This window comes from Streptomyces sp. KL116D, assembly GCF_030766975.1.
Taxonomy (GTDB): domain Bacteria; phylum Actinomycetota; class Actinomycetes; order Streptomycetales; family Streptomycetaceae; genus Streptomyces; species Streptomyces longispororuber_A.
The window spans coordinates 1-21002 of the sequence record NZ_JASERH010000080.1; the positions used below are offsets into that span (position 1 = coordinate 1).

The window sequence follows — 21002 nt, forward strand, 5'->3', positions numbered from 1 at the left end:
GGCCCGCACGGCGCCGTCCCCCGAGCCGGCGGAGACGCAACTCCCGCTCCCCGACGGCCTCTTCGCCGCCCAGGACGGGGGCCCCTCGGCAGCGGCCGATGCCCCGCGCACCCCGCGCGGGGCGACCCGGCTGCCGCTCGACCGGGCGCTCGGCCTGATCCTCGCCGCCCCGCTGACGGCCCTCACCGATCTGCCGTCGTTCGACACGTCCGCGATGGACGGCTGGGTGGTGGCCGGTCCCGGCCCCTGGGCCGTCCGCGACGAAGGCATCCTCGCCGGGCACGGCCGGCCCGCGCCGCTGGCCGACGGCGAGGCCGCGGCGATCGCGACCGGCGCCCGGATCCCCGCGGAGACCACCGCCGTCATCCGCAGCGAGCACGGACACCTCGACGGCAAGGGCCAGTTGCACCCGCAGCGCGACGTCGCGCACGGGCAGGACATCCGGCCGCGCGGCCAGGAGTGCCGCAGCGGCGACCTGCTGCTGCCGGCCGGCGCGCTGGTCACCCCGGCGGTCCTCGGACTCGCGGCGGCCGCCGGTTACGACGAGCTGGTCGTGGTCCCGCGGCCGCGGGTCGAAGTCCTCGTCCTGGGCGACGAGTTGCTCACCTCGGGGCTCCCCCGCGAGGGCCTCATCCGGGACGCGCTCGGCCCGATGCTGCCGCACTGGCTGCGCGCGCTCGGCGTCGAGGTGATCGCCGTACGGCGGCTCGGTGACGATGCGAAGGCGCTGCTCAAGGCCGTCCGCGGGTCCAAGGCCGACCTCGTCGTGACCACCGGCGGCACCGCTTCGGGCCCCGTCGACCACGTCCACCCGACCCTGCGCGCGCTCGACGCGGAACTCCTCGTGGACGGCGTCAAGGTCCGCCCCGGCCACCCGATGCTGCTCGCCCGGCTCAGCGGGGGACGGCACCTGGTCGGCCTGCCGGGCAACCCCCTGGCAGCCGTCTCCGGCCTCCTCACGCTCGCCGAGCCCCTGCTGCGCGAACTGTCCGGGCCCGCTCAGTACGGACCCGCCCCCGGCACCCCGGCCGAGTCCGACTTCGCCCACGACGCCGGCGCCCCCCTGCACAGCCCCGTCCACGGCCACCCGCACGACACCCGTCTGGTGCCCGTCGTACTGCGTCAGGACGACGGCAGTGGCCACGACTGGGCGGTTCCGCTGCACTACAACGGCCCGGCGATGCTGCGCGGGGTCGCCGCCGCCGACGCGCTCGCCGTCATCCCGCCCGGTGGCGCCAAGGAGGGCCAGGAGGTCGAGATCCTCGATCTGCCATGGTCGTGGAGCGCGGGAAACCCTGGAGCCACAGGGAGTCCCGGGCCCAACTCCGCGGGCAACGAAGGGTGTTTCACGTGAAACTGGCCGGCCATGACGCCATCGCGCGCCAAGCCGACGAGAAGACCGCGACCTACCGGGTGAAGCTGCCCCGGCGGATCGTGGAGCGTCCGCTGCGTCAGGTCGCCCGGCGGGTCCTGATGGCGCTCGGCGTGCTCGTCCTCACCGCGCTCCTCGTGTGGTTCGACCGCAGCGGATACAACGACAACTCCGACGGCGGCGTCGACCTTCTCGACGCCTTCTACTACGCGACCGTCACCCTCTCCACCACCGGATACGGCGACATCACGCCGGTCAGTGACGGGGCGCGTCTGACCAACATCTTCGTCATCACGCCACTGCGTGTGCTCTTCCTGATCATCCTGGTCGGCACCACGCTCGAAGTCCTCACCGAACGGACCCGGGAGGAATGGCGCCTGAACCGCTGGAGGTCCAACTTGCGTGACCACACCGTCGTCGTCGGCTTCGGCACCAAGGGCCGCAGCGCGGTGGAGACCGTCTGCGCGACCGGTCTCAAGCCCGAGCAGGTCGTGGTCGTCGACCCCAGCAGCAAGGTGATCGACGCGGCCAACGCCCATGGCTACGCGGGCGTCATGGGCGACGCGACGCGCAGCGACGTCCTGCTGCGCGCCGAGGTGCAGCGGGCCCGCAAGATCATCATCGCCACGCAGCGGGACGACACCGCGGTCCTGGTGACCCTCACCGCACGCCAGTTGAACCGCAGCGCGAAGATCGTCGCCGCCGTGCGCGAGGAGGAGAACGCGCCGCTGCTGCGCCAGTCCGGCGCCGACGCCGTGATCACCAGCGCCAGCGCGGCCGGCCGGCTGCTCGGTCTGTCCGTGCTCAGCCCGCACGCGGGCATGGTCATGGAGGATCTGATCCAGCAGGGCAGCGGTCTCGACCTGGTCGAACGGCCGGTCATAAAGGCCGAGGTCGGGCTGAAGCCGAAGGAGATCGACGACCTGGTCGTCAGCGTCGTCCGCGGTCACCGCGTCCTCGGCTACGACGACAAGGCCATCGGCACCCTCCAGCTGACGGACCGGCTGATCACGATCGTGCGGGTCACACCGACGACGCACGTCGCACCGGACTCCAAGCCGTTGCCGCAGGACTGACCCGGCCCCGGGGGGCGTACGGGAGTAGCCTCGCGCCCATGTATGCGATCACGATCCCGGAACCCGGCGGACCCGAGGCGCTCGTCTGGGCGGAGGTCCCCGACCCCGTACCCGGCGAGGGCGAAGTCCTGGTCGAGGTGGTGTCCAGCGCCGTCAACCGCGCCGATCTGCTCCAGCGGCAGGGCTTCTACAACCCGCCGCCCGGCAGCTCCCCGTACCCCGGTCTGGAGTGCGCGGGCCGCATCGCCGCAATCGGCCCCGGCGTGGCCGGCTGGTCCGTCGGGGACGAGGTGTGCGCGCTGCTGGTGGGCGGCGGCTACGCCGAGAAGGTCGTCGTCCCGGCCGGGCAGCTGCTGCCGGTGCCGCGGGGCATCGACCTCGCCACGGCGGCCGCGCTGCCCGAGGTGACCTGCACCGTCTGGTCGAACGTCTTCATGATCGCCCACCTGCGGCCGGGCGAGACGTTCCTGGTGCACGGCGGCTCCAGCGGCATCGGCACCATGGCGATCCAGCTGGCGAAGGCCGTCGGCGCCAAGGTCGCGGTCACCGCGGGCACCAAGGAGAAGCTCGACTTCTGCGCCGAGCTGGGCGCCGACATCCTGATCAACTACCGCGAGCAGGACTTCGTCGAGGAGATCCGCGAGAACACCGCGGGCGGCGGCGCCGACGTCATCCTCGACAACATGGGCGCCAAGTACCTGAACCGCAACGTCGACGCCCTCGCGGTCAACGGCCGCCTCGCCATCATCGGCATGCAGGGCGGCATCAAGGGCGAGCTCAACATCGCCACGCTGCTCGGCAAGCGCGGCGCGATCACCGCGACCACGCTGCGGGCCCGTCCGCTGGCCGAGAAGGCGGCGGTCGTCGCGGCCGTGCGCGAGCACGTGTGGCCGCTGATCGAGGGCGGCCACGTGCGGCCGATCGTGGACCGCACGCTGCCGATGAGCGACGCGGCACAGGGCCACCGGGTCCTGGAGGAGTCGGGCCACATCGGCAAGGTCCTGCTGACCCTCCCGTAACGGCTCGGCAGGGGGCGGCGGCTCAGCGGCGCAGCCGCAGCGCCAGGAACGCGATCCCGCACCCGGTCAGCAGCAGCCCCGCCCCCAGCGGCAGCACGTTCACCAGGGGCCCGGTCCCGCGCGGCACGACGGCCTGCCGTGCGGCGCTGGGCGGCTCCGGCTCCGGCTCCGACATGGTCGGGGACGGGACGGCGGCGGGCGGTGGCGGCGGGGGAACGGCCGCGGGCGGGGTCGGCGCGGGCATCGGGCGCCCCGGCGGCGTCCGCCCCACGCCCGCCCTGCTCCCCGCGAGCGAGGACCCCGGCGAGGGCTCGGCGGCGTACGACCCGTGCCCTGCCGCGTACGAGGACGGTCCTGCCGCGTACGAGGACGGTCCGGCCGCGTACGACGAGGGCACCGGCACCAGCAGGAGTCCGAGGGCGCTCACCGCAAGACCGGCCGCCCACCGAAGCCGCCGCAGGCCCGTCCCCTGCATGCCGTCCCCTTCCGCTGCCGCCCGATGCTTGCCCCATCGCTGCAACAAGCCTCACATAGAGCAATAAATCGGGCACGCCGGATTTAGCGGCCTCCAGGGCGGTGGATCAGTCCGGAACGGGGGCACCACGGTGATGTGACGGCTCGGTGCGAGAGAATGGCGGCATGGAGATGCCGAGGAACGAACGGTCGCCGGAGAACCCGCAGATCTTGGTCGTGGGCCAGGACGGAATGGCTCTGGGCGGCGGCGGAGACGACGACTCCCGCGAGGTCCCGGTGACGGAGATGGTGGAACAGCCCGCCAAGGTGATGCGCATCGGCAGCATGATCAAGCAGCTGCTGGAGGAAGTGCGCGCGGCTCCCCTGGACGAGGCGAGCCGGCAGCGGCTCAAGGAGATCCACGCCAGCTCGGTCAAGGAGCTGGAGGACGGGCTCGCGCCCGAACTCGTCGAGGAGCTGGAGCGGCTCTCACTTCCCTTCAACGACGAGGCCACCCCCTCCGACGCCGAACTGCGCATCGCGCAGGCCCAGTTGGTGGGCTGGCTGGAGGGACTCTTCCACGGGATCCAGACGACGCTGTTCGCGCAGCAGATGGCGGCGCGGGCCCAGCTGGAGCAGATGCGCCGCGCCCTGCCGCCGGGCGTCGGCGGCGACGAGGAGGACGATCCGCGCGCGGCGGGCGGCCGCACCGGCGGCCCGTACCTGTAAGCATCCGAGGAACGCGGAAGGGGCCGGCCCACTCGGGCCGGCCCCTTCCGCATGTGGATCAGGCGTGCGGATCAGGCGCGCGGATCAGCTGTCCGACGGGTTGCCCGTCGAGACGTACAGGTCGATCGAGACGTCCTTGGGGTCGACCTCGTCACCCGCGCCGGGCACCTGGTTCATGACCGAGCCCTCGCCGTAGGTGTTCTCGTCCTGCTCCTTGATCTGGTACTTCCAGCCCGCGGCCTGGAAACAGGCCTTCACGGACTTGATGTTCTTGAGGTAGAAGTCCGGGATCTTGATCTTGTTCTCGTCGTTGTAGCCGATGTCGGGATCGGTGCACTCGGACGTCTCGATCGTCTTCGTCAGATCGGGACCCTTGTGCCCGGCGACCTCCGACGTGGTCGGCTTGTCGGTGGAGCCACCGCCGCCGCCCTTGTCGTCGCCGTTCATCGCGAGGGCCGTGATCAGACCGCCGATGGCGACGAGCGCGACGACGATCGAGCCGACGATCACCGCCGTGTTGCGCTTGCCGCCGCCCGATCCGCCCGGGTTCGGCGCGGGCGCCTGCTGCGGCGAGATGGAGTACGGCGGCGGGGTGTGCTGACCGCTCTGCGCGTACGGGGAGGCGGGCGGCGGGGTCTGGTAGCCGCCCTGCAGGTTCTGCGTGCTCTGCTGCGGATAGCCGTACCCGGCCTGCGGCGGCGGCGTCGGCTGGCCGTAGGGACCCGGCTGGTACGGCGTCTGGACGGGGCCGGGCGTCGGCATCCCGTTCTGGTCGACCGGCGGGAAGACGGTCGCGCCGACCCCGGCACCGCTCGACGTCTGGGCGCCGGGCACGATGCTGGGGGCCGCGGCGGGGGCGCCGGCCAGCGACTGGGCGACCCGCAGGCACTCGTCCCGCATCGACTCGGCGCTCGGGAAACGCTCGTTCGGGTTCTTCTTCAGGGCGCGGGCGACGAGCGCGTCGACGGCCGGCGGCAGCGAGCGGTTGATCGAGGACGGAGCCACCGGCTCCTCCTGGACGTGCGCATACGCTATGGCCAGCGGCGAGTCCGCCTCGAACGGCAGCCGCCCGGTGACCAGTTGGAAGAGCATGATGCCGACCGAGTACAGGTCGGAGCGGGCGTCGACGCCGCGGCCCAGGGCCTGCTCGGGCGAGAGGTACTGCGGGGTGCCGACGACCATGCCGGTCTGCGTCATCGACGTGACGCCCGACTGCATGGCGCGGGCGATGCCGAAGTCCATGACCTTCACGACGCTGCGCTTGGTCATCATCACGTTGCCCGGCTTGATGTCCCGGTGGACCAGGCCCATCTCGTGGCTGATCTCCAGCGCCGCCAGCACATCTGCGGTGATCTTGAGGGCCTTGTCGGCGGGCATCGCGCCGTACCGCTGCACGTCCTCGTCGAGCACGGAGCCGAGCGGACGGCCCTCCACGTACTCCATGACGATGTACGGGGTGATGGTCCCGTCGAGCTCGTCCTCGCCGGAGTCGAAGACCGAGACGATGTTCGTGTGCGTGAGCTTGGCCACCGACTGGGCCTCGCGCTGGAAGCGCTGACGGAAGGCGTCCTCGCGGCCGAGTTCCGTGTGCAAAGTCTTGATGGCGACCGCGCGGTCGAGCCGGGTGTCGTGCGCCAGGTGCACGGAGGCCATGCCGCCCTGGCCCAGCAGGTCGCGCAGCTGGTACCGCCCGTTCGCCACGGCACGGCCCGCGTACCGCCCGCTCTGTGCGCCGCCGGCGCTGTCTGTGCCGTCTCCGGGCATGATCTCTACGTCCCCCATAGGCGCCCCGACGTCGGCGCGGCCGGTGATCGAATTCAGCTATTCCCGGCCAAGTCTGCCCCAGGGCCCTGCCACGTCAAGCTCGATGCCCGTTCCGTGACCGTACGGGCAAGAAGCGTCGCGCAAGCGTTACAGGACGAGGCGTGCGAACTGCCGCGGAACAGTCATGGACCCGGCACAGAAATTGCGCGCACGATTTGCAGGACGTGCACGGCAACGGGTTTGATGTCCGGTCCATCTCGGAACGGGGCCGCCGCCGAAGCCTGTAGCGTGGCCCGACGGAGGCGTATTCACAACCGCGCGTACTCCGACGCAGGGATCCGGCAGCCCAGGCAGACCCAGATACACCCAGACAACACGGACAGAAACGACGGCGAGGACTGATGGCACAGCAGCAGCGCGCTCAGGGCCCGTCCGACCCCGAGGCGACTGGCGGCGGTATGTCAGATGCGCCGGAGATGTGGGGCAACGGCGGACTGGTGGGGGACGGCCGGTACCGGCTGACCCGCAGACTCGGCCGGGGCGGCATGGCCGAGGTGTTCGCGGCCGAGGACGTGCGCCTCGGGCGCACCGTCGCCGTCAAGCTGCTCCGCTCCGACCTCGCCGAGGACCCGGTCTCCAAGGCGCGCTTCACGCGCGAGGCACAGTCGGTCGCGGGCCTCAACCACCATGCGATCGTCGCGGTGTACGACTCCGGCGAGGACTACGTGAACGGCCAGGCCGTCCCGTACATCGTCATGGAGATCGTCGAGGGCCGCACCATCCGCGACCTCCTCATCAACGCCGAGGCGCCGGGCCCCGAGCAGGCCCTGATCATCGTCTCCGGCGTCCTGGAAGCGCTCGCGTACTCGCACCAGCACGGCATCGTGCACCGCGACATCAAGCCCGCGAACGTGATCATCACCAACACCGGTGCGGTGAAGGTGATGGACTTCGGCATCGCCCGCGCCCTGCACGGCGCGCAGTCGACGATGACGCAGACCGGCATGGTCATGGGCACGCCCCAGTACCTCTCCCCCGAGCAGGCCCTCGGCAAGGCCGTCGACCACCGCTCGGACCTGTACGCGACCGGCTGTCTGCTCTACGAACTCCTCGCGCTGCGGCCCCCGTTCACCGGTGAGACGCCGCTCTCCGTCGTCTACCAGCACGTCCAGGACATGCCGGTGCCGCCCTCCGAGGTCTCGGACGCGACGCCGCCGGAGCTGGACGGCCTCGTCATGCGCTCCCTCGCCAAGGACCCGGACGACCGGTTCCAGACGGCCGAGGAGATGCGCGGGCTCGTCCAGTACGGGCTCCAGATGCTGTACGAGCAGGGCGGCCACACCGGCACCTGGAACACCGGCCCCGTCGACATGCACGAGGGCGGCAACACCCCGGCGATGGGCATGGCGGGCACCACCGCGCTGCCGCACCCCGGCGACACCGGCACGGCCGCGCAGCCGATGCTGCGCCCGCCGGGCGGCGACGACGGCGGCTTCGACGGCCGCGGGAACGGCGGGGGCGGCGGTGGCCGCGGCAAGCTGTGGATCGTCGCCGTGCTCGCGGTGATCGCGATCGCGGTGGGCGTGGCCTTCGCGCTGAACGCGGGCGACGACAAGAACAAGGGCCCCAGCGACAAGCAGTCGCCGTCGGTGACGAAGTCCGAGAAGTCGGACGAGCCGACGGAGACGTCCGACGAGGGCGAGACCCAGGGCGAGACGCAGGACCCGGGCACCGGCACGGGCGGCGACCCCGACTACACGCCGAGCGAGCAGCCCACCAGCGAGAACCCGACGCCGTCCCAGACGGTGACGGACGAGCCCACGGACGAGCCGACCCACGAGCCGACGAAGCCGACGAACCAGCCGACCCAGCCGACGGACGAGCCGACCCAGCCGACCGACGAGCCGACCGGCACCGGCGGCAACACGGGCGAGCCCGCCACCGACGGCGGCGTCAACGGCGGCGCCTGACCCGCCCTACCGCCGACGGACCCGCAGGTCCGCGGAGCGCTGCGCGGAACCGCCCCGCAGTTCGTGCACGGTCACGAACTGCGGGGCGACGCGCAGGTAGACCGGGTCGAAGAGCTCGCCGTCCGCGAAGTGCGGGGCGGGACCGAAGAGTTCGAGCTCGGCCGTGGACGGCTCGACCTGCTCGCAGGTGCCGACGCACTGCACCGACCACTGGCCGACGTCCTCGGGGCCCTCGACGCCGAGGTTGTCCGCCCCGTACGCGACGACGCTGCCGATGCACGCCTGGTGGTAGCCGTACCCGCGGTGCATGCGCAGCAGCAGCCGTCCGCCGGCCACGACGTGGCGGGCGGAGGCGAGGAAGGGCAGGGCGCGCATGCTGGTCGCCACGCGCCCGTAGGGCACGCGGGCGAGCAGCTCGAAGCCGCGGTCCTGGTCCGGCTGCGTCCCGGAGGGCGTATCGGTGGGCATGTCACCACTGTGCGATGCCGACGGGGTGCCGGAAAAGAGGAGCCCGCCCCCAGGAAACGGGACCTACGTCCCGTGTCGGCGGGCGTCCGGGTGACGCCGGCGGCATCGGGGCGTCAGTGCTTCTCGGCCTGCATGCGGGCCACGTACGCGGCCGCCTGGGAGCGGCGCTCCATGCCGAGCTTCGAGAGCAGGCTGGACACATAGTTCTTGATCGTCTTCTCGGCGAGGTGGAGGCGCTCGCCGATCGCCCGGTTGGTCATCCCCTCGCCGATCAGGTTCAGGATCTTGCGCTCCTGCTCGGTGAGGCCCGCGAGGCGGTCGTCCTCCTTGCTGCGGCCGCCGTCCCGCAGCCGCTCCAGGACGCGGGCGGTGGCGACCGGGTCGAGCAGCGACTTGCCCGCGGCGACGTCCCGCACGGCGGTCAGCAGCTCGTTGCCACGGATCGCCTTCAGCACGTAACCCGAGGCACCGGCCATGATCGCGTCGAAGAGCGCCTCGTCGTCGGCGAACGACGTCAGCATCAGGCACTTGATCGACTCGTCCTGGGAGCGGATCTCGCGGCACACCTCGACGCCGCTGCCGTCCGGCAGCCGCACGTCGAGAACCGCGACGTCGGGCCGGGTCGCGGGGATCCTGACCAGGGCATCGGCGGCCGTACCGGCCTCGCCGACGACCACGATGTCGTCCTCCACCGAGAGCAGCTCATGGACTCCACGCCGGACCACTTCATGGTCGTCGAGGAGAAATACGTGAATTTTTCCGTCTTCGCGCACGGGCTCAGTCTCACACACCAACTCTTCCCGTGCCCTGGGTGACCGGGATAACGTGCCGGTGTTCCGGCCCCCTGCCAGGCTGAGACCAAGTGTCGTCGCACAGCTGTGACCTGCGGCGCTCCGTCCGTCCCGCGGTTACTAGGAAATCCAATCAACGACTTACTTGGAAATCCAAGCAAAATCGCAGGTCAGATGGGGTTTCGCAGATGTGTGTCGTACTGGGTACCGTGCTGGGTGAAGGGTGCTTGCCGGAGCGCTGAGCTTTGTCTGGACACGCCTGTATCCGGCGCAGCGCACCCACCCCGTGCGTGGACGGATCAGGCGAGCCGAGCCGACTGGCCATCCGGCAATCCCGGGGCCGGACCGACGGAGGAGCACACGTGACCGTAGACAGTGCTGACAGCACTGCCGCTGCGCAGAAGGCACAGCCGCCGCGCAAGCGGGCCGCTGCGAAGAAGTCTGCGAAGAAGTCCCCCGGCAAGACCGCCGCGGCGAGCGGGACCGAGCAGCTGGTCCAGCTCCTGACCCCCGAGGGTGAGCGGGTCAAGAGCGCCGAGTACGACAAGTACGTCACCGACATCACCGACGACGCCCTGCGCGATCTGTACCGCGACATGGTGATGGCCCGCCGCTTCGACGCCGAGGCCGTCACGCTGCAGCGCCAGGGCGAGCTGGGCCTGTGGCCCTCGCTGCTCGGCCAGGAGGCCGCCCAGGTCGGTTCCGGCCGCGCCACCCGCGACGACGACTACGTCTTCCCGACCTACCGCGAGCACGGCGTCGCCTGGTGCCGCGGCGTCGACCCGACGAACCTGCTCGGCATGTTCCGCGGCGTGAACAACGGCGGCTGGGACCCGAACACCAACAACTTCCACCTGTACACGATCGTCATCGGCTCGCAGACCCTGCACGCCACCGGCTACGCGATGGGCGTCGCCAAGGACGGCGCGGACAGCGCGGTGATCGCGTACTTCGGTGACGGCGCCAGCAGCCAGGGCGACGTCGCGGAGTCCTTCACGTTCTCCGCGGTCTACAACGCCCCGGTCGTGTTCTTCTGCCAGAACAACCAGTGGGCGATCTCCGAGCCGACCGAGAAGCAGACCCGCGTGCCGCTCTACCAGCGCGCGCAGGGCTACGGCTTCCCGGGCGTGCGGGTGGACGGCAACGACGTGCTGGCCGTGCTCGCCGTGACCCGGTGGGCGCTGCAGCGGGCGCGCGACGGCGAGGGCCCGACCCTCGTCGAGGCGTTCACGTACCGGATGGGCGCGCACACCACCTCCGACGACCCGACGAAGTACCGGGCCGACGAGGAGCGCGCCTCCTGGGAGGCGAAGGACCCGATCCTGCGCCTGCGCACGTACCTGGAGACCCACACGGACACCGACGCCGCGTTCTTCACGGACCTCGACGCCGAGAGCGAGACGCTGGGCAAGCGGGTGCGCGAGGCGGTGCGCGCCATGCCCGACCCGGACCGGATGGCGATGTTCGAGAACGCGTACGCGGACGGACACGCGCTCGTCGACGAGGAGCGTGCCCAATTCGCCGCATACCAGGCGTCGTTCGCGGACGGGGAGGTCTGAGCACCATGGCTGTACAGAAGCTTCCGATCGCCAAGGCGATCAACGAGTCGCTGCGCACGGCGCTCGAGAACGACCCGAAGGTCCTCGTCATGGGCGAGGACGTCGGCAAGCTCGGCGGCGTCTTCCGCGTCACCGACGGCCTCCAGAAGGACTTCGGCGAGGACCGGGTGATCGACACCCCGCTCGCCGAGTCCGGCATCGTCGGCACCGCGATCGGCCTGGCCCTGCGCGGCTACCGCCCGGTCGTGGAGATCCAGTTCGACGGTTTCGTCTTCCCCGCGTACGACCAGATCGTCACGCAGCTCGCCAAGATGCACGCGCGGGCGCTCGGCAAGGTCAAGGTGCCCGTCGTCGTGCGCATTCCGTACGGCGGCGGCATCGGCGCGGTCGAGCACCACAGCGAGTCGCCCGAGGCGCTGTTCGCGCACGTCGCGGGCCTCAAGGTGGTCACCCCGTCCAACTCCTCGGACGCCTACTGGATGCTCCAGCAGGCGATCCAGAGCGACGACCCGGTGATCTTCTTCGAGCCGAAGCGGCGCTACTGGGACAAGGGCGAGGTCGACACCGACGCCGTCCCCGGCGACCTGCACAAGGCCGTCGTGGCGAAGGAGGGCACGGACCTCACCCTCGTCGCGTACGGGCCCATGGTGAAGGTCTGCCTGGAGGCCGCCGCGGCCGCCCAGGAGGAGGGCAAGTCCCTCGAGGTCCTCGACCTGCGCTCGATCTCGCCGATGGACTTCGACGCCGTGCAGAAGTCGGTGGAGAAGACGCGGCGGCTCGTCGTCGTGCACGAGGCCCCGGTCTTCCTCGGCTCCGGGGCGGAGCTCGCGGCCCGGATCACCGAGCGGTGCTTCTACCACCTGGAGGCGCCCGTGCTGCGGGTCGGCGGCTACCACGCCCCGTACCCGCCGGCGCGCCTGGAGGAGGAGTACCTGCCGGGCCTCGACCGGGTGCTCGATGCCGTCGACCGCTCGCTGGCGTACTGAGGAGGGCTGCACCATGGCTCGTGAGTTCAAGATGCCCGACGTGGGCGAAGGCCTGACCGAGGCCGAGATCCTCAAGTGGTACGTACAGCCCGGCGACTCCGTCACGGACGGGCAGGTCGTGTGCGAGGTGGAGACGGCCAAGGCGGCCGTCGAGCTGCCCATCCCGTTCGACGGGGTGGTCAAGGAGCTGCTGTTCCCCGAGGGCACGACCGTCGACGTCGGCCAGGTGATCATCTCCGTGGACGTGGCGGGCGACGAGCCCGCTGCCGCGCCGGTCGTCGCGGCCGAGCCGGAGCCCGAGGCGGAGGAGGCGGCCCCGAGCGGGCGGCAGCCCGTCCTCGTCGGCTACGGCGTCGCCGAGTCGTCGACCAAGCGGCGGGCCCGCAAGGGCGCCGACACCCCGGTCGCCGCCAACGGCACGGCCACCGTCGTGGCCGACCGGCGGCCGCTCGCCAAGCCGCCCGTGCGCAAGCTCGCCAAGGACCTCGGCGTCGACCTCGCCACCGTGATCCCGTCGAACCCCGACGGCATCATCACGCGCGAGGACGTGCACGCCGCCGTGGCCCCCGCCCCGGCCGCGGCACCGGCCGTGGAGGTCCCCGCGCAGGCCGCCCCGGCGCCGGCCGCCGTCGTCTCGTACGACGCGGTCCGCGAGACCCGGATCCCGGTCAAGGGCGTCCGCAAGGCGACGGCGCAGGCGATGATCGGCTCCGCGTTCACCGCGCCGCACGTCACGGAGTTCGTGACGGTCGACGTGACGCGCACGATGAAGCTCGTCGAGGAGCTCAAGGCCGACAAGGACATGCAGGGGCTGCGGGTCAATCCGCTGCTGCTCGTGGCCAAGGCGCTGCTCGTCGCGATCAAGCGCAACCCCGAGATCAGCGCGTCGTGGGACGAGGGCCAGGACGGCAAGGCCGAGATCGTCCAGAAGCACTACGTGAACCTGGGCATCGCGGCGGCCACGCCGCGCGGTCTGATCGTGCCGAACATCAAGGACGCCCACGCCAAGACGCTGCCCGAGCTGGCGACGGCGCTGGGCGAGCTGGTGGCCACGGCGCGGGAGGGCAAGACGTCTCCCGCGGCCATGCAGGGCGGCACGGTGACCATCACGAACGTCGGCGTCTTCGGCGTCGACACGGGTACGCCGATCCTGAACCCGGGCGAGTCCGCGATCCTCGCGGTCGGGGCCATCAAGCTCCAGCCCTGGGTCCACAAGGGCAAGGTCAAGCCGCGGATGGTCACGACGCTCGCGCTGTCCTTCGACCACCGGCTGGTGGACGGGGAGCTGGGCTCCAAGGTGCTGGCCGATGTGGCGGCGGTCCTTGAGCGGCCGAAGCGCCTGATCACCTGGAGCTGATCGTCTCGTGGGCGACTGCGCGACCGGCTGTGGCCGGTCGCGCAGTTCCCCGCGCCCCTGACGGGGCGCCTCTCCCCAGGTCTACTTCTTGAAGCCGTAGTCCATGAGCTTCTTGGCGTCCGACGTACGGGCGTTGACCGACGTGGACTTCAGCACCGTGCCGATCACGGTCTTGCCGTTGCGGGTCGCGGCGAAGACCAGGCAGTAGCCGGCCTCCGGGCCCGAGCCCGTCTTCACGCCGATGGTGCCGGTGTACGAGCCGAGCAGGGTGTTCGTGTTCGACCACGACATGTAGCGGTAGCCGCCGGACTTCGTCGTGACCTTCTGCTTCGTCGACTTGGTCTTCACGACCGAGCGGAACGTGGAGTTCTTCATCGCCGACGAGGCGATCTTCGTCAGGTCGCGCGGCGTCGAGTAGTTCGAGCCCTTGCCGATGCCGTCGAACGAGTCGAAGTGGGTGTTCTTCAGGCCCATGTCCGTCGCGGCCTTGTTCATCTTGCCGATGAAGGACTTCACGCGGGCGGCGCGCGTGGTGCCGGAGCCGAACTTGTCCGCGAGCGCGTACGCGGCGTCGCAGCCCGACGGCAGCATCAGGCCGTACAGGAGCTGGCGGACGGTCACCTTGTCGCCGACGATCAGCCGGGCCGACGAGGCGTTGTTCTTGACGATGTAGTCGCTGTACGCCTTCTGGACGGTGACCTTCGAATCCAGGTTCAGGTTCTTCTGGGCCAGCACCACCTTGGCGGTCATGATCTTGGTGGTGGAGCCGGTCGACCGGCGGGTGTCCGCGGCCTTGGTGAACAGGCTCGCGCCCGTCCCGTTGTTCATCACGTAGCCGCCCGCAGCGGCGATCGTGGGCTTGGCCGGCGCGGTCGCGGCCTGTGCGGAGGTGGTCAGCGCTCCGCTGGTGAGCACGGTTCCCGCGACGAGAACAGCGATGCCCGTTATGCGAGTTTTCAAGGTGGACGCTCCAAATGCCCCTAAAGCGCGCCCCATTGGGGAGATCGCGCATGGATGAGACTCATGGGGCGGCCGCATGGTTGCGCTCCGCGGGTGGAGTTGACGCGGAGAGTTGCGAAGCGGTCCCGGAGCGTCCGCATCATGGACGCGGATCATCTTGCGTACGTGTTGTATCTATGATGTGCGCATGTCCTCGACCGTCACAGAGAAGCGCCCTCCTGCCGCCGAGCGCGTCTACGAACACGTCAAGCGCGGCGTCCTCGAACGCCGTTACGAGGGGGGCACGTTGCTCACCGAGGGCGAGCTCGCCGAGGCCGTCGGCGTCTCCCGCACCCCGGTGCGCGAGGCGCTGCTCAAGCTGGAGGTCGAGGGGCTGCTGCGGCTCTACCCGAAGAAGGGCGCCCTCGTGCTGCCCGTCTCCGCGCAGGAGATCGCCGACGTGGTGGAGACCCGGCTGCTCGTCGAGGAGCACGCGGTGCGCAAGGCCGTGCCCGCGCCGCCCCGGCTGATCGAGCGCCTCACCGAGCTCCTGGAGCTCCAGCGGGCCCAGGTCGCCGCGGGTGACCTGGCGGAGGCCGCCGCGACCGACCGCTGCTTCCACGCGGAGATCGTGCGCAGCGCGGGCAACGCGATCCTCTCCCGCCTCTACGACCAGATGCGCGACCGGCAGCTGCGGATGGGCGTCGTCGTGATGCAGGCCCACCCCGACCGGACCGCGAAGACCCTCGCGGAGCACGAGGAGATCCTCGACGCGCTGCGGGCCGAGGACGTGACGGCGGCCGTCGCCGTGGTGAAGCGGCACGTGGCGCGGGTGCGGAACCTGGCGCGGGGTGAGGTGTGATGAGTTCCGCCTCGTCCGCCTCGTCCGGGGCCGCCGTCACGCTGCCCGGCGATCCGCCCGGCGGCCGGCGGGCCGTCGCCGTCTGGTCGATCGGTGTCGCCGTCTACTTCGTCGCCGTCATCTTCCGTACGTCGCTTGGGGTGGCCGGACTCGACGCCGTCGAGCGGTTCCACATCAACGCGTCGGCGCTCTCCACGTTCTCGATCCTGCAGCTGCTCGTGTACGCGGGCATGCAGATACCCGTCGGCCTGATGGTCGACCGGCTCGGCACGAAGAAGGTGCTCACGCTCGGCGTGGTCCTCTTCACCGTCGGGCAGCTGGGCTTCGCGTTCTCGTCGTCGTACGGCATGGCGCTGGCCTCGCGCGCGCTGCTCGGCTGCGGTGACGCCATGACGTTCATCAGCGTGCTGCGGCTCGGTACGCGGTGGTTCCCCGCGCGGCGCGGGCCGCTGGTCGCGCAGCTGGCCGGTCTGGTCGGCATGGCGGGGAACCTGATCTCGACGCTGGTGCTGGCGCGGCTGCTGCACGGTGTCGGGTGGGAGGCGGCGTTCGCGGGCAGCGCGGGTCTCGGCGTCCTCGTGCTGGTCCTGATGCTGCTCTTCCTGAAGGACCACCCCGAGGGGCACGAGCCGGCGCCGATGCCGGCCGCGCACAAGGGGCCCGCGTTCGTGCGGGCGCAGATCGCGGCGTCGTGGCGGGAGCCGGGGACGCGGCTCGGCCTGTGGGTGCACTTCACGACGCAGTTCCCGGCGATGGTGTTCCTGCTGCTGTGGGGGCTGCCGTTCCTCGTCGAGGCGCAGGGGCTCTCGCGGGGGACCGCGGGCGAGCTGCTGACGCTCGTGGTGCTGTCGAACATGGTGGTGGGCCTGGTGTACGGGCAGGTGGTGGCGCGGCATCACGCGGCGCGGCTGCCGCTGGCGCTCGGCACGGTCGGGGCGACGGCCGTGCTGTGGGCGCTGCCCATGGTGTGGCCGGGGCGGTCGCCGATGTGGCTGCTGCTGGTGATGTGTGTGGTGCTGGGGGCGTGCGGGCCCGCGTCGATGATCGGGTTCGACTTCGCGCGGCCGGCGAATCCGCCGGAGCGGCAGGGGACGGGGTCCGGGATCGTCAACATGGGCGGGTTCGTGGCCTCGATGACGACGCTGCTGGCGGTGGGCGTCCTGCTGGACGCCACCGGGGACAACTATCGCGTGGCGTTCTCCGCGGTGTTCGTGCTGCAGGCGCTGGGGATCAGTCAGATCCTGCGCCTGCGCAAGCGGGCGGCTCGCGCCGAGCGCGAGCGGTTGGTGGCATCCCGGGTGACGTCGGTCCACGTCCCTGCGTGATCCCTACCGGGGCGGACCCCGAGCGCCCTGTCGCGCGGCCCCGTGGCGCCGCCTTGCCCACCCTGCCGCCCCAGGCGGCAGACTGCCCAAGGCGGGGGCGGGCGGCCCTGGAGTCGGTCGGAGGGTTGCCTGAGTCGGGGGCCGGGGGCGGGGCTGTGTCATGAGCGGCTTCGCCGCGGGGCGCGACCAGCCCCCACCGGGCCCGCGGCCGAGAACCGACCGGCAGCGGGCAGACGCACCTTCGAGCCCCTCCGGCGATTGAGGAGCGGGTCCGGGGCGGAGCCCCGTGCGGGGAGCCGGGTCAGGGCGTCACGGCCAGGGAGTGGAGGATCGCCGACGCCAAGTCCGTGTCGCCCTCCGTCTTGATCCGGTCCGCCACCGCCTCGGGCGTCACCCGGCCACAGGAGAGCCGCACGTACGTCTCCCAGTCCAGCGCCAGCGTCGCCGCGGGCCCCAGCGAAGGCGCCCCGTCGATCGTGCCCTTGCCCTCCGCGTCGACCCGGACCGTCCGCAGGAACTCGACGGGCCCGTGCACGTCGAACACGACGGCCGACCCCGCCGGAGCCCCCGCGTCCTTCGCGACGATCTTGGGCAGGACGGCGAGCAGCATGTCCCGGGTGACGTACGCGCCCGGCGAGTCGAGGTTGCCCGGCCTGCCGAGGGCCTGGCGGAGGTCCTGCTCGTGCACCCAGATGTCGAACGCCCGCCTGCGCATGGCGAATTCGAGGGTCTCCTCGACGGCCCGCGGCCCGCGCACGATGGTCGACGGCTCACGCGTCTCGTTCCGCAGCTGACGCGACCGGCGGATGATCGTGTACTCCAGCTCGGAGACCATCTCCGGCGCCGTGTGGTGGCGGCGGACGTCGACCTGGATCTCCTGGTACCGCTGTGACTCGTTCTGCACGTGGTACAGGTCGCGGGGCAGCGTGTGGATGGGGCGGGGGTCGCCGAGCATCTCGCAGTCCGTGCCGATCACATGGGACACGACGTCGCGGACCGACCAGCCGGGGCACGGTGTCGCCCGGTTCCACTCGCCCTCCACGAGCGGTGTGACCAGCTCGGATATCGCTTCCACGGAGTGGGTCCAGGCATCGGCGTAGGACTGAAGGCTGGGGTGGAGACTCACGGAAGGGGACCCCTCGAGCGGTTGTGACGCGGTCGGTGAAGTAGGCGGCGGGCGCAGGCGGCGGGTGTCTTGAGAGGCTAAGTTACGCTGCCCGCAAGCACCCCGGCAGTGCTTTCGTGTGACGATCGTAGGCCCGTGTTGACGGCTCGAATGCCAGGACGGTGGTAGTGTGCGCGCCTCCCTCATCCAGATCGCAGTAAACGAGGACGAATCGGTCAACGAGCGTCGGGAGCGCGTGAGTTCGCTGGTGCGCGAACAAGCCGGATCGGCCGACCTCGTCGTGCTCCCCGAGCTGTGGCCGACGGGCGCCTTCGCCTACGAGCTGTTCGCCGAGGAGGCCGAGCCGCTGGAGGGGCCGACCTTCCGGGCGATGGCGAAGGCGGCGCGCGACGCGGGGGTGTGGCTGCACGCCGGGTCGATCCCGGAGCGGGCGGCGTCCGACGGCGGCTGTGCCGCGGGGGACGGCCCGCTCTACAACACCGCGCTGGTCTTCTCCCCCGAAGGGGAGCTCGCCGCCGCCTACCGCAAGATCCACCGCTTCGGCTTCGACAAGGGCGAGGCCGTGCTGATGAGCGCGGGCGAGGAACTGGTGACCGTACGGCTGCCGGAGACCACGCTCGGCGTGACGACCTGCTACGACCTTCGCTTCCCCGAGCTGTACCGGGGCCTGGTCGACCGGGGCGCGGAGACGCTCGTGGTGTCGGCGGGCTGGCCGGAGCGGCGGCGCGCGCACTGGACGCTGCTCGCCCAGGCCAGGGCCGTGGAGAACCAGGCGTACGTGCTCGCCTGCGGAAGCGCCGGCACGCACGCCGGGGTCGAGCAGGCGGGGCACAGCGTCGTCGTCGACCCGTGGGGCGCCGTGCTGGCCGAGGCGGGCGCCGGCGAGGAGGTGCTGCGGGTGGAGTTCGACACGGCGAAGGTCGGCGTGACCCGCGAGCAGTTCCCCGCCCTCAAGGACCGCCTGCTGGGGCTGGACGCGCCCCGCCGCTGAGCCGGGCCCGGCCCGGTCCCGACCGGCCCCCGCCGGCCTCAGTCGACGACGCCGCGCTCCTTCTCCGCGAGGTGGATGACGCACACCGCGACGGCGATCAGGAGCGCCGGGTCGGCGTCCTCGCGCACCACGTTCACGCCGTACGTGTCGCGCACGCGCAGCCAGCGGCGGGAGATCTCGGCGAGCAGTTCGCCCTCGTACTCGATGGCGAACTCGCGGTCCAGGATCTTCCCGCTGACGTCCAGTTCGGTGGCGCCGTCGGCGAGCTGGACGCGGTAGTGGTTGCGCAGCAGCGACAGGCGCTTGCGCTTGATCCGCGCCAGCTCCTCGTCGCCCCGCTCGATCACCATCGTGTCGCGCAGGCTGAACATCTTCTCGTGGATGTCGATGAGGACCCGGCCGTCGGGCCCCTTCAACTCGAAGGTGTCCCGCAGCCGCATCGCCTTGCCGTCGACGAGGAACGCCTTGCGGCCGTTCTCGTCCTCGATCCAGTAGTCCTCGCCCACGGCGAAGATCCGTTCCCGTACTTCGAAGCGCATACGTCGAAGAGTGCCCGCAAGCCGCCGGACGAACGCGTGCCCCGGCCCGAAAGGAGCAGAGGGAATCGCGCTCCGTGCCCAACGGCCGGGAGAAATGGGCGAGTTCACAACAATTCTCGATGGTGCGTGCAACCGTTCGAGGAACTGGTGGGTCACAAGGGGTGGACGTGAACTTACGACCGAAGGAACCCCCCATGTCATACGCACGACTCCGGATCGCCGCACCGCTGGCCGCGGCCGTCCTCATCGGCGGCGGTCTCACCGCCCTGTCGCTCGCCCCGGCCCAGGCCGCCACGGCGGGCAAGGCGGACCGCGCGGACGACTTCAACGGGGACGGTTACGCCGACCTCGTCTCCGCCGCGCCCGGCGGCACCGTCTCCGGCAAGGCCGCGGCCGGCTACGTGGCGGTGACCTACGGGTCGGCGTCCGGCATCGACCCGGCCCGCAAGAAGCTGCTGTCCCGCTCCACGACCGGGGTGCCGGGCTCGGCCACGGCCAAGCAGTCGTTCGGCCAGTACGTCACCAAGGGCGACCTGGACGGCGACGGCTTCACCGACCTCGTCATCGGCTCCCGGGCCGCCGACGCGGGCAGCGTCATCGTCTGGGGCTCGGCCGCCGGGCTGACCGGCGGCACCGCCGTCAACACCTACGGGCGCTCCCCGCAGGCCGGTGACTTCGACGGCGACGGGAAGACGGACCTCGCCCTGTTCGCGGGCATCTCCTCGTACGGCGACGACCCGGTCGACCAGCAGGCGGCCCTGTGGAAGGGCCCGATCTCGCGCGCCGGAGCCCCCGCGGCCAAGGGCGACTTCATCGACAAGTCCCAGTGGTGGGGCTACACCGCGGACGGCGCCGCCTGCAACGACACCGACGAGTGCGTCGACGGCCCGCACTCCATCAGCGGCCCGGTCACCGCCCGTGCCGTGGGCGACGTGAACGGCGACGGCCGCGACGACATCGCCATCTGGGCGTACTACGGCGACGGTTCGAACGAGAACTCCGTGCTGTACGGCGGCACGACGGGCTTCAAGAAGGGCTGGGCGCCCGGCGCGCACGGCTCCCTCGCCCTCGGCGACGTGGACGGCGACGGCTACGCCGACGCGGTCACCGCGAACGGCGACGGCTCGAACGGCGACGACACCGACGGCAAGGTGACGATCTCCTTCGGCACGGCCGCCGGCCTGTCGCAGAGCCGCACCCAGACCTTCGACCAGTCGCTGCCCGGCTTCTACGGCGCCCAGGAGGACGGCGACGCGCTCGGCTCCTGCGTCTCCGTGGCCGACGTGACCGGCGACGGCAAGGCGGAGGTCGCGCTCGGCATCGCGGGCGAGGACTTCGGCGGCAAGACGGACGCCGGTTCGTTCGCGCTGCTCCAGGGCACCGCCACCGGGGTGACCGGCACCGGGTCGCAGGTCTACAACCAGAACTCGCCGGACGTCCCGGGCGTCGCGGAGACCGGCGACGCGTTCGGCGCGGCCTGCCAGCTGCTGGACCTGAACGGCGACGGGCACCGGGACCTCGCGGTGTCGTCCACCGCCGAGAACGCGTCCTCCGGGGCCGTCTGGGCGTTCCGCGGCACCGCGACCGGGGTGACCACGGCCGGTTCGGTCGCCGTCAACCCGACGGACCTGGCCGCGCCCGTCACCAAGGCGCTGCTGGGCAACCCGCTCCGCTAG

General features: G+C 71.3%; 19 protein-coding genes. 12 read left to right on the plus strand and 7 right to left on the minus strand.

Going from position 1 to position 21002, the window contains the following annotated elements; genetic code table 11:
• The 3 genes from RBJ77_RS30855 to RBJ77_RS30865 all read left to right on the plus strand — a co-directional run.
• A partial coding sequence (locus tag RBJ77_RS30855; RefSeq protein WP_372347984.1) for a molybdopterin molybdotransferase MoeA occupies positions 1 to 1354 on the plus strand: 1354 nt, incomplete at its 5' end.
• Complete coding sequence (locus tag RBJ77_RS30860; protein ID WP_372347985.1) at positions 1351 to 2448, plus strand: TrkA family potassium uptake protein; 1098 nt, start codon at positions 1351 to 1353, stop codon at positions 2446 to 2448. The genes RBJ77_RS30855 and RBJ77_RS30860, both read left to right, overlap by 4 nt.
• A 38-nt stretch (positions 2449 to 2486) precedes the next feature.
• Positions 2487 to 3467 (plus strand): NAD(P)H-quinone oxidoreductase, encoded by a 981-nt coding sequence (locus RBJ77_RS30865; RefSeq protein ID WP_372347986.1) that lies wholly within the window; start codon positions 2487 to 2489, stop codon positions 3465 to 3467.
• 22 nt (positions 3468 to 3489) lie between these two features.
• Here the strand turns inward: RBJ77_RS30865 and RBJ77_RS30870 are convergent, their stop codons facing one another.
• Positions 3490 to 3942, minus strand: coding sequence for a hypothetical protein (locus RBJ77_RS30870; protein WP_372347987.1), 453 nt, complete (start codon positions 3940 to 3942; stop codon positions 3490 to 3492).
• Positions 3943 to 4106: 164 nt separating this feature from the next.
• Between RBJ77_RS30870 and RBJ77_RS30875 the strand changes: the two genes are divergently transcribed.
• On the plus strand, positions 4107 to 4649 hold the full coding sequence (locus RBJ77_RS30875; protein WP_255974924.1) for a bacterial proteasome activator family protein: 543 nt from the start codon (positions 4107 to 4109) through the stop codon (positions 4647 to 4649).
• 84 nt (positions 4650 to 4733) lie between these two features.
• Here the strand turns inward: RBJ77_RS30875 and RBJ77_RS30880 are convergent, their stop codons facing one another.
• Positions 4734 to 6413, minus strand: a complete 1680-nt coding sequence (locus tag RBJ77_RS30880) for a protein kinase (RefSeq protein ID WP_372347988.1) — start codon at positions 6411 to 6413, stop codon at positions 4734 to 4736.
• A gap of 401 nt (positions 6414 to 6814) precedes the next feature.
• Between RBJ77_RS30880 and RBJ77_RS30885 the strand changes: the two genes are divergently transcribed.
• Complete coding sequence (locus RBJ77_RS30885) at positions 6815 to 8383, plus strand: protein kinase (protein ID WP_372347989.1); 1569 nt, start codon at positions 6815 to 6817, stop codon at positions 8381 to 8383.
• A gap of 6 nt (positions 8384 to 8389) precedes the next feature.
• Here the strand turns inward: RBJ77_RS30885 and RBJ77_RS30890 are convergent, their stop codons facing one another.
• Positions 8390 to 8851 carry a pyridoxamine 5'-phosphate oxidase family protein gene (locus tag RBJ77_RS30890; RefSeq protein ID WP_255974927.1) on the minus strand — a complete coding sequence of 154 codons (462 nt, stop codon included), beginning with the start codon at positions 8849 to 8851 and terminating at the stop codon, positions 8390 to 8392.
• A 113-nt stretch (positions 8852 to 8964) separates the two neighbouring features.
• Positions 8965 to 9624 (minus strand): response regulator transcription factor, encoded by a 660-nt coding sequence (locus RBJ77_RS30895; RefSeq protein WP_255974928.1) that lies wholly within the window; start codon positions 9622 to 9624, stop codon positions 8965 to 8967.
• Positions 9625 to 10004: 380 nt separating this feature from the next.
• On the opposite strand from RBJ77_RS30895, the gene pdhA reads away from it, so the two are divergent.
• From pdhA to RBJ77_RS30910, 3 genes are read left to right on the plus strand one after another with little or no spacing between them, the layout of a single operon-like run.
• Complete coding sequence (gene pdhA / locus RBJ77_RS30900) at positions 10005 to 11201, plus strand: pyruvate dehydrogenase (acetyl-transferring) E1 component subunit alpha (protein ID WP_255974929.1); 1197 nt, start codon at positions 10005 to 10007, stop codon at positions 11199 to 11201.
• Positions 11202 to 11206: 5 nt separating this feature from the next.
• Positions 11207 to 12187 (plus strand): alpha-ketoacid dehydrogenase subunit beta, encoded by a 981-nt coding sequence (locus RBJ77_RS30905; RefSeq protein WP_372347990.1) that lies wholly within the window; start codon positions 11207 to 11209, stop codon positions 12185 to 12187.
• A gap of 13 nt (positions 12188 to 12200) precedes the next feature.
• On the plus strand, positions 12201 to 13544 hold the full coding sequence (locus RBJ77_RS30910) for a dihydrolipoamide acetyltransferase family protein (protein WP_372347991.1): 1344 nt from the start codon (positions 12201 to 12203) through the stop codon (positions 13542 to 13544).
• Between the two features lie 81 nt (positions 13545 to 13625).
• Here RBJ77_RS30910 and RBJ77_RS30915 read toward each other — a convergent pair whose 3' ends face one another.
• A complete protein-coding gene (locus tag RBJ77_RS30915; protein ID WP_255974955.1) occupies positions 13626 to 14483 on the minus strand; it encodes a D-alanyl-D-alanine carboxypeptidase in 858 nt (285 codons plus the stop codon).
• Between the two features lie 208 nt (positions 14484 to 14691).
• Between RBJ77_RS30915 and RBJ77_RS30920 the strand changes: the two genes are divergently transcribed.
• Positions 14692 to 15345: a GntR family transcriptional regulator gene (locus tag RBJ77_RS30920; protein WP_255974932.1), complete on the plus strand. Its 654-nt coding sequence runs from the start codon at positions 14692 to 14694 to the stop codon at positions 15343 to 15345.
• Positions 15345 to 16670, plus strand: a complete 1326-nt coding sequence (locus RBJ77_RS30925) for a nitrate/nitrite transporter (RefSeq protein WP_372347992.1) — start codon at positions 15345 to 15347, stop codon at positions 16668 to 16670. Before RBJ77_RS30920 ends, RBJ77_RS30925 begins: the two co-directional genes overlap by 1 nt.
• 301 nt (positions 16671 to 16971) lie before the next feature.
• Here the strand turns inward: RBJ77_RS30925 and RBJ77_RS30930 are convergent, their stop codons facing one another.
• Positions 16972 to 17796 (minus strand): maleylpyruvate isomerase family mycothiol-dependent enzyme, encoded by an 825-nt coding sequence (locus RBJ77_RS30930; RefSeq protein ID WP_372347993.1) that lies wholly within the window; start codon positions 17794 to 17796, stop codon positions 16972 to 16974.
• A 169-nt stretch (positions 17797 to 17965) separates the two neighbouring features.
• Here RBJ77_RS30930 and RBJ77_RS30935 point away from each other — a divergent pair, with 169 nt between their 5' ends.
• Complete coding sequence (locus RBJ77_RS30935) at positions 17966 to 18787, plus strand: carbon-nitrogen family hydrolase (RefSeq protein WP_372347994.1); 822 nt, start codon at positions 17966 to 17968, stop codon at positions 18785 to 18787.
• Positions 18788 to 18825: 38 nt separating this feature from the next.
• Here RBJ77_RS30935 and RBJ77_RS30940 read toward each other — a convergent pair whose 3' ends face one another.
• Positions 18826 to 19326 (minus strand): LURP-one-related/scramblase family protein, encoded by a 501-nt coding sequence (locus tag RBJ77_RS30940; RefSeq protein ID WP_372347995.1) that lies wholly within the window; start codon positions 19324 to 19326, stop codon positions 18826 to 18828.
• Between the two features lie 194 nt (positions 19327 to 19520).
• Here RBJ77_RS30940 and RBJ77_RS30945 point away from each other — a divergent pair, with 194 nt between their 5' ends.
• Positions 19521 to 21002 carry an FG-GAP repeat domain-containing protein gene (locus RBJ77_RS30945; RefSeq protein WP_372347996.1) on the plus strand — a complete coding sequence of 494 codons (1482 nt, stop codon included), beginning with the start codon at positions 19521 to 19523 and terminating at the stop codon, positions 21000 to 21002.